The sequence below is a fragment of the Psychrobacter sp. CX16 genome, assembly GCF_057396245.1.
The window spans coordinates 35,530-50,472 of the sequence record NZ_JBXYJF010000010.1 but is presented as its reverse complement, the minus strand read 5'-3'; the positions used below and the strand labels follow the sequence as shown (position 1 = coordinate 50,472).

Annotated in this window: 14 protein-coding genes and 2 tRNA genes; 9 read left to right on the top strand and 7 right to left on the bottom strand. The window is 43.3% G+C overall.

Annotated elements, in window-relative coordinates; all coding sequences use genetic code 11:
• The first annotated feature begins 212 nt into the window (after positions 1–212).
• Positions 213–686, top strand: coding sequence for a phosphate-starvation-inducible protein PsiE (locus AC2SLM_RS05435; protein WP_486542831.1), 474 nt, complete (start codon positions 213–215; stop codon positions 684–686).
• Between the two features lie 75 nt (positions 687–761).
• Here AC2SLM_RS05435 and corA read toward each other — a convergent pair whose 3' ends face one another.
• Together corA and AC2SLM_RS05425 are read right to left on the bottom strand one after the other, a co-directional pair.
• Positions 762–1,820 carry a magnesium/cobalt transporter CorA gene (gene corA, locus AC2SLM_RS05430; RefSeq protein ID WP_486542962.1) on the bottom strand — a complete coding sequence of 353 codons (1,059 nt, stop codon included), beginning with the start codon at positions 1,818–1,820 and terminating at the stop codon, positions 762–764.
• 213 nt (positions 1,821–2,033) lie between these two features.
• A complete protein-coding gene (locus AC2SLM_RS05425; protein ID WP_486552522.1) occupies positions 2,034–2,420 on the bottom strand; it encodes a DUF2237 family protein in 387 nt (128 codons plus the stop codon).
• A 413-nt stretch (positions 2,421–2,833) separates the two neighbouring features.
• Between AC2SLM_RS05425 and AC2SLM_RS05420 the strand changes: the two genes are divergently transcribed.
• The 6 genes from AC2SLM_RS05420 to AC2SLM_RS05395 all read left to right on the top strand — a co-directional run bounded on the left by AC2SLM_RS05420 (position 2,834) and on the right by AC2SLM_RS05395 (position 8,424).
• A complete protein-coding gene (locus tag AC2SLM_RS05420) occupies positions 2,834–4,177 on the top strand; it encodes an ATP phosphoribosyltransferase regulatory subunit (protein ID WP_486542835.1) in 1,344 nt (447 codons plus the stop codon).
• A 90-nt stretch (positions 4,178–4,267) separates the two neighbouring features.
• On the top strand, positions 4,268–5,557 hold the full coding sequence (locus AC2SLM_RS05415; RefSeq protein ID WP_486542837.1) for an adenylosuccinate synthase: 1,290 nt from the start codon (positions 4,268–4,270) through the stop codon (positions 5,555–5,557).
• A gap of 225 nt (positions 5,558–5,782) precedes the next feature.
• Positions 5,783–6,196 (top strand): lysozyme inhibitor LprI family protein, encoded by a 414-nt coding sequence (locus AC2SLM_RS05410; RefSeq protein ID WP_486552520.1) that lies wholly within the window; start codon positions 5,783–5,785, stop codon positions 6,194–6,196.
• Between the two features lie 181 nt (positions 6,197–6,377).
• Positions 6,378–6,830: a MaoC family dehydratase gene (locus tag AC2SLM_RS05405; RefSeq protein WP_486552519.1), complete on the top strand. Its 453-nt coding sequence runs from the start codon at positions 6,378–6,380 to the stop codon at positions 6,828–6,830.
• A 2-nt stretch (positions 6,831–6,832) separates the two neighbouring features.
• Positions 6,833–7,900 carry a ribonuclease Z gene (locus AC2SLM_RS05400; RefSeq protein WP_486552517.1) on the top strand — a complete coding sequence of 356 codons (1,068 nt, stop codon included), beginning with the start codon at positions 6,833–6,835 and terminating at the stop codon, positions 7,898–7,900.
• 8 nt (positions 7,901–7,908) lie between these two features.
• Complete coding sequence (locus AC2SLM_RS05395; protein ID WP_486552515.1) at positions 7,909–8,424, top strand: GNAT family N-acetyltransferase; 516 nt, start codon at positions 7,909–7,911, stop codon at positions 8,422–8,424.
• Positions 8,425–8,436: 12 nt separating this feature from the next.
• Here the strand turns inward: AC2SLM_RS05395 and AC2SLM_RS05390 are convergent, their stop codons facing one another.
• Positions 8,437–9,324, bottom strand: a complete 888-nt coding sequence (locus AC2SLM_RS05390; protein WP_486552513.1) for an ATP-binding protein — start codon at positions 9,322–9,324, stop codon at positions 8,437–8,439.
• A 152-nt stretch (positions 9,325–9,476) separates the two neighbouring features.
• Between AC2SLM_RS05390 and AC2SLM_RS05385 the strand changes: the two genes are divergently transcribed.
• Both AC2SLM_RS05385 and AC2SLM_RS05380 read left to right on the top strand, forming a co-directional pair.
• Positions 9,477–10,517, top strand: coding sequence for a protein kinase domain-containing protein (locus tag AC2SLM_RS05385; protein ID WP_486552512.1), 1,041 nt, complete (start codon positions 9,477–9,479; stop codon positions 10,515–10,517).
• A gap of 69 nt (positions 10,518–10,586) precedes the next feature.
• On the top strand, positions 10,587–10,781 hold the full coding sequence (locus AC2SLM_RS05380; protein ID WP_486552511.1) for a hypothetical protein: 195 nt from the start codon (positions 10,587–10,589) through the stop codon (positions 10,779–10,781).
• Between the two features lie 132 nt (positions 10,782–10,913).
• Here the strand turns inward: AC2SLM_RS05380 and AC2SLM_RS05375 are convergent.
• From AC2SLM_RS05375 to AC2SLM_RS05360, 4 genes are all read right to left on the bottom strand, one after another.
• A tRNA-Leu gene (locus AC2SLM_RS05375) sits at positions 10,914–10,998 on the bottom strand.
• A gap of 208 nt (positions 10,999–11,206) precedes the next feature.
• Positions 11,207–11,291 (bottom strand) — tRNA-Leu (locus AC2SLM_RS05370).
• A gap of 161 nt (positions 11,292–11,452) precedes the next feature.
• Positions 11,453–13,243 (bottom strand): sigma 54-interacting transcriptional regulator, encoded by a 1,791-nt coding sequence (locus AC2SLM_RS05365; protein ID WP_486552509.1) that lies wholly within the window; start codon positions 13,241–13,243, stop codon positions 11,453–11,455.
• Positions 13,244–13,298: 55 nt separating this feature from the next.
• Positions 13,299–14,525, bottom strand: coding sequence for a two-component system sensor histidine kinase NtrB (locus AC2SLM_RS05360; protein WP_486542855.1), 1,227 nt, complete (start codon positions 14,523–14,525; stop codon positions 13,299–13,301).
• Between the last annotated feature and the right edge of the window lie 418 nt (positions 14,526–14,943).

Genomic DNA, 14,943 nt, shown 5'->3' with positions numbered 1-14,943 from the left:
TGAGCGGGCAGGAGCGAGTGATGAGTTCACGCCGTCTACTTGCTAAAAACATTAGGTTAATGGCTCGTTAATATACAGTTTAGTTAACGAATAATCTGTTTTGGATGGCAAGGAGAGGCTCACATTGAGCCTCTTTTGCGTTTTAGAAAGTCAAGAAGTCAGTTGGCGTTGCTTCTTTATAGAGCAAACCATTATTAAAGGAGTACCAAGGAATGAGGCAAAAAAGTGAATGGGAAAATAAGATACAGCAATTTGGCGTAATACTGGTAGATATCAGTCATTATATTGCCCTATTAGTGATTGGTTTTGTGGTGATATGGGCAGCAGGCAGTGAGTTTGTCGGGATTATCCAAAGTGGCAAAGCGGCACTTAAAGATATCTTGATGCTGTTTATTTATCTCGAATTATTGGCGATGATTGGTATTTACTTTAAAACGCATCGTTTGCCGGTACAGTTTTTGATTTATATTGCCATTACCGCATTATCGCGCCATTTAGTCGTCGATGTACAAGCCGTCTCAGATACCTTCCATCTCTGGCTGCTTCTTACTATTACCGTGTCTATATTTATCCTAAGTATTGCAGTGTTCTTATTAACTTGGACTGCCAATCAATATGGACGTCCCGAAGACAATATCTATGAAAAGACACCGTCAAAACACACGCCGCCCAAACTCAAAGAGTAATGAGCGTTAAGAGACTAAGGGTATAGTCTTAAATTAGTCTGGTGTTTAAAAAAAGGCTGAGCTTTCCGGTTAATTCTAGAGCCAGCCTGACTTTTTGAATTGATAATATAGAATCACACAGGTTGTGAAGATAAATACCAAGACCACGAAGTAGGCGTATTCATAATGCAGCTCTGGCATAAAATCAAAGTTCATGCCATAAATACCGGCCACTGCGGTTGGTACTGCCAAAATACCTGCCCAAGCAGCAAGCTTTCGAACCACCTCGTTCTGTCCCATATTGACCATGGCCATATACGTATCCATGGCAACACTCAGCATCTCATTAAGACCGTTTACGGCATCAATAGCGCGTAATAGATGGTCGTTTACGTCCCTAAAATAGGGCTTAGCCGCACTTGGGAAGGAGGCGACCAACTCATTTTTCTTATGATTAATAAAAAAGTTGCAGATGTCCTGCACAGGTAACATGACCGCGCGCATATGTACCAGTTGCGACTTTAAGGTGTACAGGCTTTTAAGGGTGTCTTTGCTAAATTTATAAGAGAAGATATTGCGCTCTTGCTCACGTAGATACTCCTCCAAGCTATAGGTAATCGGCAAGTAGCTATCGACCACATAATCTAAGATGGCATGCAGCACAAAAATAGGGCCCATGCGCATTTTTTGCGGACGTCTGTGGCAATACGCCCGTACCGGTGCATAAGAGCGAGAGGCGCCAGTACGAATGGTAATAATGTAATTGCTACCCATAAACATCGAGGTAGTACCATAATGAATATGATTGTTGGCTAGATAGGCCGTTCGAACCACAACGAAAATAGAATCAGTGCCATAATTCTCAATCTTTGCACGCTGATTTTCATTAAACGCATCTTCTAATGCCAGTTCGTGAATATCAAAGGCGTGTTGTACCGTTTTAATGGTTTCAATACTTGGGTCATATAAGCCGAGCCAAATAAAATTACCTTTATTATTCAGTGTTCGGCTCACATCTTCGAGCTCAATCTTTTCAACAAATTCGCCAGATTTACGTGAATAAACGCAGCAGTTTACCACCTCATTCACACCAGAGCGCTCAAAGTCCTCGACACGTTCGGCATCCGGATCGTAGACCGGCATGGTAGGCGACATAAATAACAGTGGATTGTCACTATCATTGAACCTAGCCGCAGAATTGGATAACGCTAAATTGGGCGGCGATAAGTTGGAGCTGGCACTGGCACTATCCACGCTATACGTCTGCTTAGAGTTAGGCGTATTATTAGAAGAATGAGGGGGATTATAGTCGGTCGCTTCTGGCTTTAATTCTGACATTCTTAACTCTCAAGTAGACGTTTTAAGATGTTATAGGGCATATTGTTTTAGGGTATCAATATCGACCAGCTCAAGTAGGCTTTCATGACAGGCTTCAAGTTTAATCTGCGGCGCCATATCGTGATCTAACGCATCTAACCAGCGCAGGGCACAGATACACCAATAATCACCAGGTTTCAGCCCTTTAAAACCATATTCAGGCATCGGGGTAATTAAATCATTGCCAGTTTTGGCTGAAAAATTTAAGAACTCACTCGTCATTTTGGCACAAACGGTATGCTGACCGATATCTTGCGGGCCAGTATGACAAAAGCCGTTGCGGTAATAGCCAGTAATCGGGTCAAAACAGCAGCTTGAAAGAGCAGTACCCAATACATTTCTTTGGTTTAATTTAGGATCAGGATGATGTGATGACATAAACAGTTTTCTCAGTATAAAAATAAGTACTCATCAGGCACAAACGCCCGAAATACAAATAGGTAGATACAAGGATTGTAACATTTACCCTGGTTCGGTATGCTCTATTTATTGTTATCAAATTTTAGATTAGTGGCGTGTTTCTCTAGTCGAACGCGGTCAGCTATGCTAGACTTAAACAGAACAATCAATAGACTTGTTTGAATCTAAGCCCAGTCTTTAGCGTGGTACCCTTTTATAAAAGTGTCTGTATCACAGCTTGTTGTGTCAAATTCGCAGCATTAAAGGGTTATTATGAACCGATACTGGTTTAGAATAAACAAGCGTCTCATTCACAACAATACGTTATATTGTCGATTTATCGATTACTACTACACTTTAACTAACGATTTGGTCAAGGCGTGTCTGCTTACATGAAGATAACCGCCCCCAAACAAGGATTACTTGTGTCTGACAGTTCTATTTCCTCCGATAACGCTCCAGAACAGTACGCCCCAAAACAGCCTGCTGATAAACGATCGCATGCGACTGATATCGATAACATCTGGCTATTACCAGACGGTGTCAGCGACTTATTATCTGATGAAGCTCAAAAACAAGAGTGGCTGCGCTACAAACTCACTAGATTATTGGTTAGCCGAGGCTATGAGCTTATCTGCCCGCCGATGATTGAGTTCACAGAATCACTGCTTGGTAATGCCTCCGAAGACCTAAAACGTCAAACCTTTAAGATTATCGACCAATTATCAGGTCGCTTAATGGGTGTGCGTGCCGATATCACGCCGCAGATTTTACGCATTGATGCCCATTTAAATAAGATGGGCAAGGCCGATGAAATTGCCCGTTATTGTTACGCCGGTCACGTGATTCGCACCTTGCCAGATGGTCTATTTGGCTCACGTACACCGCTACAACTGGGTGCAGAAATCTTCGGTAGTGACAGTTTAGATGCTGATTTAGAGCTGATTGATGTGCTGTACTGCCTGATTGATAATCTAAACCTAAGACAGCACCTACACATTGATATTGGTCATGTGGCTATCTTTGCGCGTCTAAAAGAGTTGGCTGGCTTGTCTGATAATGATGCAGCGGTACTGATTAATTTATATGCCAACAAAGCATTGCCTGAGCTAAAAGAAGTGTGTGGCGATTTGCCAATGGGTAATGATTTTTATCAGTTGGCAGTGCACGGTCATGACATGAGTGCGCTGAAGGCAGCGCTGTCTGATACTGCGACCAATGATGCCGCTATTATCGATGCGGTAAAAGATGTGCAGGTTATGGTTGCTCACATTGAGAATACCTATCAGGGTAATGTCAGTGTTGATATTACTGAGCTTGGCTACCATTATCACACCGGTATTGTATTTAATGCCTATTTTGAAAATGAATCACAAGCGGTAGTGCGTGGTGGTCGTTTTAATGGTGAAAGCTTTAATTCTGCCAGTCATGCGCCAGCGACTATTGCCGAGGAACTGCCATCACGCAGTGCGACCGGCTTTAGTCTAGAAGTGACACGTTTGCAGCGTTATATCAGTTTGAATAAGACCAAGCTGGTATTGGTACGCTTTGCTGATATGCAAGGGGTGCGCGTAGATAACAATGCCAAGTTAACCAAAGATTTAGAAAACAAGATTGCTGAATTACGTGATTTAGGTCACCGAGTGGTTCGTCCATTAAGTGACAAAGATGCACCGCAAAATGTGACCCATCAGTTAATGCTAAATGATGGCGAGTGGGTTTTAAAAGCAGTTTAAGCCGTTATTTAATACATAGCGCCTAAGTGACTGCGCCGAAATGACGCAGATTATTTTTTATAGTTCAATACGAGTGGGTAAGGATTTATTATGGGTAAGAATGTCGTAGTACTTGGTAGCCAATGGGGCGACGAAGGTAAAGGCAAAATTGTTGATTTGCTAACCGAACGTGCTTCAGCCGTGGCTCGTTTCCAAGGCGGTCACAATGCAGGCCATACTTTGGTTGTTGATGGTAAAAAAACAGTATTGCATTTGATTCCATCCGGTATTCTACGTAATGACGTGACATGCTTTATCGGTAATGGCGTGGTGTTATCACCAGAAGCGCTGCTTATCGAAATGAAAGAGCTTGAGGACAATAACGTACCTGTACGTGAGCGTCTAAAAATCTCTCCAAACTGTCCGTTAATCATGCCATATCACATTGCGCTTGACCAAGCTCGTGAAGCCAAACGTGGTTCTGGCAAAATCGGCACGACAGGTCGTGGTATTGGTCCTGCTTATGAAGACAAAGTTGCGCGCCGTGCTATTAAGCTTGCTGACTTATTCCGCCCAGATTTAGAAGAAAAACTACGCAACTTAATTGATTATCATAACTTTCAGTTAACGCATTACTATAAAGTTGACGCTATCGATTATGATACGACTTTTGCGTTATGCCAAGAGTGGTGTGATGAGCTAAAAGACTTGGTTTGCGATGTCACAGAAGAGCTAAATCAGTTACGTCTTCAAGGCAAAAACTTAATGTTTGAAGGTGCGCAAGGTACATTACTTGACATCGACCATGGTACTTATCCGTTCGTTACCAGCTCAAGCGTAACCGCAGGCGGCGTATCAACCGGTACAGGTATTGGCCCATTATACTTAGACTATGTTTTAGGTATCACCAAAGCGTACACCACTCGTGTGGGCAGTGGTCCTTTCCCAACTGAATTATTTGATGACGTTGGCGCACATTTAGCCAAAGTGGGTCATGAATTTGGTGCAACCACTGGACGTGCACGTCGCTGTGGTTGGTTTGATGCCGAAGCACTTCGCCGTGCGGTCGTATTAAACTCACTATCAGGTATCTGCTTGACCAAGCTTGACGTTCTAGATGGCCTAGATGAGATTCGTATTGGCGTCGGCTATGATATCCCTGAGACTGAGTTTGCCGCAGCGCACGACGGCGAGTTTTATGAAACGGTAACGCCTATTTATGAGACTCTACCAGGCTGGAAAGGCTCAACGGTTGGTATCACCAACTATGACGACTTACCAGAAGAAGCCAAAGCGTATATCAAGCGTATTGAGCAATTAATTGATTGCCCAGTAGACATCATCTCAACCGGTCCTGACCGTGATGAGACCATCGTATTACGTGACCCATACGACGCTTAATGGGTAGTTAGTTTTACTGGCTGACTTAATCTAAAGCTGGTTAAAGCCCTCCATTATATATTTGATGGAGGGTTTTTTTGCGCTTTAATTTATGAGGTGAGTAAAAAGACAGTCGTGAAGTTTTTATTCATATTCACTTAAAGTTCACTGTTTAAATTCAAAATACACCTGTATACTTTAAGGGTCTCACTTTCTTTATTATTCACTTACTTTAAAGGTGTCTTTATGTCCGTTATCACTCTAAAAAGATTATCAGTTAGCACTGCTTTTGCCGTATTATCCTCATTTGGCTTGCTGCTATCGACCACAGCCTCTGCTCAAAACTGTGACAATACACGTAATGATTTTGATAGTCTGTACTGCTTATCAAAGGTGTATCAAGAAGCAGATAAAGATTTAAATACCAGCTACAGTAAATTGGTCAAACAGCTTAATAGCAATCAAAAAGCCATCTTAAAGCGTGGTCAATTGGCTTGGATGCGTGATAGAAACGATAGATGTAGTGAGTACTCAGGTGGAAGCTTCTTGGTAGATATGCGCTGTGCTACCGATACGACCACGAGCAGGGTGAATTTTCTTAATGAGCGTCTCAGAGAGTGCCGCGCAGGCAGCTGTCGCACTAGTCGACTGGGTGATTAAGTAGCGCCTCTCGCTTGTTGGTAGTAAGATAAAAGACAATGTTTTGTCCGCTTATGCATCAATTTTATGATTCGCTTTGTGATGCACTTAGCGATTTTTGGTTTGTTGATAAAATAGCTAAGGCTATCAGGCGACTATAGTTAGGCTGTCATTATTGAAGTGATAGCCAGAGAGGTAGGGGATGCAATCGGTTTATTTTGAAGACTTAAAGGTTGGTGATAAGTGGCACAGCCGTGAATACATGCTAAGTGTTAAAGATATTAAAACCTATGCGCAGCAATATGATCCGCAGCCATTTCATTTAGATGAGGCAGCGGCCGAGCATACTTTCTTTGAAGGATTGGCGGCCAGTGGTTGGCATACAGCGAGTGTTACCATGCGTCTAATGGTTGAGAGCATTCCTATTGCATCGGGCCTAATTGGGGCAGGGGGCGAGATTAGTTGGCCAAGACCAACACGTCCAGGCGACAGTTTGCATATAGAGGCTGAAGTGGTTGAGCTTAAGCCGTCACGTTCAAAGCCGGACCGCGGTATGGTAGTGGTACAAATCAATACGCTTAATCAGAACGGTGATTGTGCTCAGCGTTTTAAGTGTACCATGGTGGCGTTTCGTCGACCTAGCGACAGCGTATAAAGATGCTACAGTTAACCTTTTTGGGTACCTCAGCAGGGGTGCCCACCAAACATCGGAATGTCACTGCATTGGCAGTGGAGTGTATCAATCCATTCGCCTCCAAAAGCAGTCAACAAAGCAAGTCTAAGCGCCCGTGGGTACTCATAGATTGCGGTGAGGCAACGCAGCATCAATTATTACAAACTAAGCTGAGCGGTCAGCAATTGGTTACGATTTGTATTACTCATGTGCATGGTGATCACTGCTATGGCTTGCCAGGGTTGCTAGCCAGTATGGCTATGTCAGGGCGTCAGCAGCCGCTGAAGATTATTGCACCGGCTGCTATAAAGCGGTTTATGGAAGTCGTGCAGCTAACCACAGAGCTGTATCTGCCATTTGAGGTTGAGTATATTGCGGTTGAGACGCTTGTAGATACTGAGCAAAGTGAAAATGAAACGGTGACTTTAGCCTTATCGCAAACACATCAACTAAAGATAGAGGTTCATCCATTATCACATCGCGTGGCATCTTATGCTTATAGTCTAAGCCAAACGGTGGAGACCATGCAGCTTGATAAATCCAAATTACAAGCGGCAGGTATTGAGCCAAGTCCCATTTGGGGGAAGCTGCAGACAGGCGAGGATGTTACGTTAGATAATGGCGAGCAGATAAAGTCGATTGATTTTACCAAGCGTATTCAGCGGCAACTAAAAATAGTCATCGCAGGTGATAATGATACGCCTGAGCTTCTGCATAAGGCGGTAGAGGAGGCAAGCGTGCTTATCCATGAAGCCACTTATACCCAGTCGATATTGGATAAGATTCAATCTAGAGCAGAGGCTTTTGACCCGATGCACACGACTGCACAGCGCATTGCGACATTTGCTCAATCAGCTAAGCTAAAGCACTTAATATTGACTCATTTTAGTGCCCGTTATCAGCCTTTTGATGACCCAGACAGCAAGGTGGCGAATATGGCCGATATTCGCCAGGAGGTTGAACGGTTTTATCAAGGTCAGTTTTGGCTGGCATGTGACTTTGCCCAGTTTGAGGTGACCATGGACGGTGTTAAACTTATTGAGAAGGATTGAGTCCAAAAATGAGCTTGATTATTCGCAATACATCCCCTGCAGATATTCCTAAACTAATAGACATCTTTGAGCAATCGATTTTGGCGATTGACGACTCGATATATTCTAAGGCGCAAAAAAGAGCATGGATGACAGTAGAAACAGGACTGGCTGCACCCGAGAACTTTTGGAGGAATCGTTTTGCACGCACTCAGCCTTCAATCGCTGAGAGTGAGGCAGGTGAGATAGTTGGGTTTATTGAATATTTACTTTATAAAAATCAGTGGGGTGAAAATGATCCCCAGTGTGCCTATATTGATGGGCTGTTTGTACACCCAAATTATCAGCGTCGCGGCGTGGCCCAAGCGTTATATGATAAGACAGTCTTTAATCCCTATGGTATGAGCATCAATACTGTCTGGGTACATGCCTCAAAACTTGCTTATCCTTTCTTTTTAAAACAAGGGTTTGAAGGTGTCGAGCAGCAACAGGTTAAGCGCCATAATGTGACGTTACCGCGCTACTTGATGCGTAAACCTATCTAGTTGAGTGGCGGTTTAATTGTCCTGACTCAACAACTGCTGACCCACCCAGTGTCTTGCAAACTGGTATGCCACTCGGCCTGAACGCCCACCACGGCCAGACGCCCATTGTAGTGCTTGCGCGCGTATCTCATCATCCCACTCAATACCTTCGGCCTGTAAATAATGGGCGACAATATTAAGATAGGTCTCTTGGTTCATCGGATAAAATGACAGCCATAGCCCAAAACGATCCGATAAGGATACTGTTTCATCAATAGTCTCATAAGGATTAACCTCATCGGTTTGGCCATCATAGATATTGACATTATCTTTCATTAATTGCGGTAATAGGTGGCGGCGGTTACTGGTGGCATAGACCAATAGCTTGTCCTGCTCAGAGTCGAGTGCGCCATCGAGGACACTCTTTAAGGTACGGTAATTTTCATCTTGCCCGTTAAATGCTAAATCATCGCAATAGACAATATAGCGACAACCAGAATCTTGCGGCAGCTTATTAATAGCTTGGCGGATTTTATCGAGAATTTGCAAGTCATCACGGGCAACCTCAATCATACGTAGCCCATCTTCTTTAAACTCGTTCAATAATGCGCGAATCAGAGAGGATTTACCGGCGCCGCGTGTGCCCGTCATTAACACATGGTTAGCAGGATAACCGGCTAAAAACTGGCGTGTATTTTGAGCGATCTTCGCTTTTTGAGTATCGATACCAATTAGGTCATCCAGACTCAGCGCAGAATTTACTTCAATAGGCTCAAGGGAGCCAGTCGCGCCGCCTACCCAGCGGTAAGCCAACTGGTTCGGGTCAATAGCTATCGCTGACGTGGTATGTTGTTTTAAATACTCAGCCAGTAAAGTGGCCAGTGTGTCATCAAGGCTTAAGGTCGTGTTCGATTTTGACATAGCGACTCGATTCTTTGTATTGGGTTAAGATAAAAAGGTTGGCAGATTTGCCATCGTTGAATAAATAATACGGTTAAAATAGCGGTCAGTAAAGCCATACGTCTCGATATCTATCGTATTCTCGCAGTCTCGCTCTATTAAAAAGGTCCGTTATGCCAGCATTTTCACCTTATCATACCTCTTTGCTTAAAGCAGTTAATCAATACTTAGATGCTCAAGGCTATCGACTGATGTATCAGCATCGACTAAGCAAACAGGCATTTATGGGTAGTGAGCTGTATCAAGGGTTGACTCAGGTAGATAGAATTGGGAAGACATGGATGATTAAATGGCAACTACAGGATTTGGATGATAATCAATTAGAGACTCAAACTCGGAGCCTGCCTATATCACCACTGGCTATTGAGAGGCAACATTTGCAGCAAATAACTGCGGCTTGTGATACAAATTCTGTTAAGCAGTCTAATCACTTGTGTTGTGTACCTTGCATCAAACCAATTGCTACAATACAGTTGATAGTAGAGGGTAGAAAATGGCAGTTAACTGGATTTAGCATGCCTTACTTTAAGCAAGGCAGTGTCAAAGAGTATCTCAAAAGATATCCATTATCTGATGAACAAAAATTACAACTGATACATAAGCTAGCGCAAAGTGTGTCTGATTTGCATACACTCGGCTGGATTCATGGTGACATTAAGTCCAGTAATTTTTTGATAGCAGAATCTGAAGCAGAACTGATAGAGAAGACAGAAAAACAGCCTAAGCAGAATAAAGAGGATGGATTTAATGGTCTAACGGTAGTTATCACAGATTTAGCATATGCTGTACCAATAGATCAGCGGCTTGATGATTCGAATAGTCGTCACCCCAGAGGAACCGCTGCTTATTTGGCTCCAGAGTGTTGGCAAGGTCATTCTATCTCTGTGCAAAGCGATATTTATGCCTTTGGTATTATGATGTATGAGATATTGGTGGGTGATAGGCCGTTCCAAATGAATAAAGATAGGCATAGCTACTCGCTCTCAACAGATTGGGCAGTGATGCATTGTCAGGCAGAGGTACCCTTACTATCCAAACAATGGTCATATCTACAGACCGTTATTGATACCTTGTTGGCTAAGCGACTAGAAAACCGGTTTAAAAGTATGGACTCAGTAATCGAAGCCTTAGTCGCGCCGCAACATCAGGTATAATTCGACCGCTTATTTAGCTATTTATTCACAACTTAATATTTATTACTCAAAATAAAAAAGGCGATAACTATGTTTCTAGTAATTCAGAATGACACCATAAATCTAAAAGATATCAGTAGAATCTCGCGAAAAGGCAGTGTGATTACGGTTTATTTTATGAGCGGTAATGAGCCGGCCACTTATAATTACGATAATGACAGTGATGCCACTGAGGTTGAATTTAAGGTATTTAAAAACTTAGAAGAGAAAGGATTAGTAGTGTAAGCCAACTAAAGAGATAGTGTTTAAGCATCAACTATTCACTAGTTCATCTCATAACTATTAGACAATAAAAAACCCGCTAAAAGCGGGTTTTTTATTTAAATATTTGGTCTAAGAACAACTAACCGGATAAAATGGTGGGGCTGGAGAGACTCGAACTCTCACACCTCTCGGCGCCAGAACCTAAATCTGGTGCGTCTACCAATTCCGCCACAGCCCCATCTTAAACATTCCGCATCTGATAGATGCTTACTGGGTTAGTGCTTCTCAGTGGTTGTGTATTATATAGATTTAAAATCTGTTGGCAAGTCTTTTTTCTATGATTAATCACATTGATGATAATCAAGAAATTTCAGCCAATAAAAAACCCGCTAAAAAGCGGGTTTTTTATTTAGATATTTGGTCTAAGAACAACTAACCGGATAAAATGGTGGGGCTGGAGAGACTCGAACTCTCACACCTCTCGGCGCCAGAACCTAAATCTGGTGCGTCTACCAATTCCGCCACAGCCCCATTTTAAACATTCCGCATCTGATAGATGCTTACTGGGTTAGTGCTTCTCAGTGGGTGACTATTATATAGAATAAAATAAGCTTGGCAAGCATTTTTTCTAATTTTTTGAAAAACTTTACTCAATAGGGCTGATGCCCCCCCTTGTTTGTTGTCTTCAATGTCTAACTGTCTTCGATGCCAAGCAATTTTATCTTACGGGTTAACGTATTACGCCCCCAACCTAATAGGTCAGCAGCTTCTCCTTTACGGCCTCGGCTATGCTCTAACGCCACGCTGATTAATACTTTTTCAAATTCTGGAGTAGCCAATTGTAGTATTTCTGAGTGACCGGCATTTAACGACTGATCTGCCCATGCTTTTAACTGCTGTTGCCAACTGCTACTGGTTTGGGGTGCATTAGTTGGAGCAGGCGTTGATGGAAACGGTGCTGAGTACTCTCTTTGACCGGTTTCTATAGATGGCGTACTCGGTAAAGACGTATTAAACGGTTGCGGCTGAAGAGCATTATCTGCTGACAATCCAGTCGATGCATTAGAAGGTGTTGTTTGAGAGTAGGGCGTACTATCAGTATGAACGACTTGATTCTCAGGTGAAGGCGCGACAGACTCTGCATGCACATGTCTTGCAGCAAACTCTGTCAAATCAGGCGGTAAATCCTCAACCGTTAATACTTCACCGGTTGCCATCACGGTAATCCAGCGGCACGCGTTTTCAAGCTGGCGAACATTACCAGGCCAGTCAAAGCTTTGCATGATATACAGTGCTTCTGGCGACAACTGCTTACGTTCAGTATTCATCTCAGTTGCGGCTCGGCCCATAAAGAAATCTACCAGTTCTGGGATATCATCGGGACGGGCGCGCAGTGGCGGTAGTGGTAAGCGAATCACATTTAAACGGTAGAATAAATCTTCGCGGAATCTACCCTCTTTTACCAATTGCTCTAAATTTTGATGGGTCGCGGCAATGATACGCACATCGACTTTAATAGGCTTTTGACCACCCACTCGGAAAAACTCTCCGTTCGCCAGTACTCTTAGTAAACGAGTTTGGATACTAAACGGCATATCACCGATTTCATCTAAAAATAACGTACCACCGTTGGCCTGCTCAAACCGTCCTTGACGCTGAGTGGTGGCACCGGTGAAGGCTCCTTTTTCGTGACCGAACAATTCAGACTCAATCAGCTCGTGAGGAATGGCGGCCATATTAAGTGCAATAAAAGGCTTTTTATTACGTGGCGAGTTTTGATGCAGCGCGCTAGCCACAAGCTCTTTGCCAGTCCCTGATTCTCCAGTAATCAATACCGTAATTGGAGAGGAGGCCAAACGTCCAATCGCGCGAAATACAGTTTGCATTACAGGGGATTGACCGATAATAGGGCTTTTCTCATCCGCACTTTTGTCAGCAACTTTGGCAGGACTGGGCTTAGACTGTACAGGTTTTTTATCAGACTCAGACTTGGCGATTGAGGCCGTCGTAGACTCAGTTGCTGTATCAGCAGGCGCTATAGCAGCAGGTGCTTCACTCGGCTCAGGCGTAATAACCGTAGCATCAGGGTTTGATTGAATCGCTTTTTTAACCACAGAAACAGCATGATCTAAGTCAAAAGGCTTCGGCAAGTATTCAAATGCACCAGTATCATAACTGTCTACGGCTGATTTTAAATCAGAGTGGGCGGTCATGATAATAACCGGCAAATCAGGGAAGTTTCGGTGCATCCACTCGCTAAATGATAGTCCATCCATCATGGGCATACGAATATCGGTTAAGATAACATCGGGCAGTGTACTGCGAGCCTCGTGACCATGTAGCACATCATTAAGTCGTGCCCAAGCGCCTTTGGCATTACTAAACGATTGTAGCTCAAGACCTGCATCAATAAAGGTATCTTCTAATATCAGTCTTAGGGCAGGATCATCATCGATTAACCATAATGCATGTTTTGTTGTCATTGTCTCAAATCCCTGTTTGGTGTTCTTATCAGTCTTAAAATGGGTGTCGTATTGTTTAGCTTGGCGTGTTTGGGTTGTTTGTCGGCGCTAACGGCAAGAAGATATCAAACTGAGTCATACCTGGGTGTGAGGCTACTTCAATAGCACCTTCGTGCCGATGCACAATCTCTTGCACTAAAGCCAGTCCAAGGCCCGTGCCACTGGCTCTGCCGGTAACAAGCGGGAAGAAGATTCGGCCAATAAAATCAGGCGCAATCCCCGCACCATTATCTTGGATGCTAACTTTAATCACTTGGCGATGGTAAGTGGTGCCAATGGTATATTGATACTCAATACGGGTAATCATTTTTAATATCGGTTGATATTCTGCATCGAGTTGGGTCATGTCTTGCTCTAGCATGGCTTCACAAGCGTTGTTGACCAGATTTAAAAACACTTGAATCAACTGATTTTTATCGGCAATCAGTTCAGGCAGTGATAAATCATAATCACGATGGATATGAACGGTTGGGTACTGGGTCTGGGTTAATAACAACACATGCTCTAAAGGCTCATGAATGTTAAGCGGTTGCAAGTCCGGCGGCTGATTAGAGCCAAGCAATTGCTCAATTAAATGAGTCAGACGGTCAGTTTCGATAATAACGATATTGGCATAGGCTGCAAGCTTTCTGGCATCAACGAGTACCGTCGCATTTTCAGGCTCATCATTCGGGTCATCGTCTAGGTTTTGATGCAAACGAGTCTGCTTGATTAATAGCTGCGCGGCACCGCGAATACCGGCTAAAGGGTTTTTCACCTCATGCGCCACAGAGCGCAGCATCTCACGCGAGACATCATGCTGCTCTTGTAAGCGGTGCTCTTTATCTATTCGGTTTTGACGATCGCCTGGCCATATCTCGATTAAAAAGAAAGACTGACCTTCTTGCTCAACTGGCGTCACGCTATAGTGAGCATAAATCGGCTGAGCCACGCCTTTGACGTAACGGCTGTATTTAATAAAGGGCTGCTGATAATCTTTGGCGTTATTAAACTGTACCTTAAGCTCTGATTGGCTTTCCTCTACAGATTCATGCGACTCCCCATAAGAGGCATCATTAACGGCCGTATTTACCGCACATGGGCTTAACACTTCTAAGACATTTAGTCCAACTAGCCGTGTCTTACTGACCGAAAATAGCTGCTCTGTTTGCAGGTTCACCCACTGAATGACCAAATCGGCATTGACCCAAATAACACTGGTATAAAGATTTTGGAGGAGGGGAAGGGCTTGAGTCGGTTGCATAAACGGTCTTTTCGATAGGTAAATTAGGACAATAAAAGAGGACTACTGAGCGTTAACGGGTTTCAATGAGCAGGTGTAATAGCTGCTAAAAGGGTGTTGATTTTGCACAGGTTCAGTCATTAATAAGGTTAAAATAAGGTTAATCATCATGTCATAGTAATAAAGGTGCAAAATCAGTACCAATATAATGAAGCAATGACTATTGAGCTATCAAGGCTTATTTAGAAGAGAGTTTATTAAAAAAACACATAAATAGTGCATTTTATGATTGATGATTTATTATAGTGCATTGTCGATGCAAATTAGCGCATTATTTGGGTTGATTCGTGACTAAGGTGGCTGTTTGTCTACATTCAGATATCCAATACGGTGCATCTGGATGAGAAGACCGGTCATGAAAAAGATATGAATATGGCTT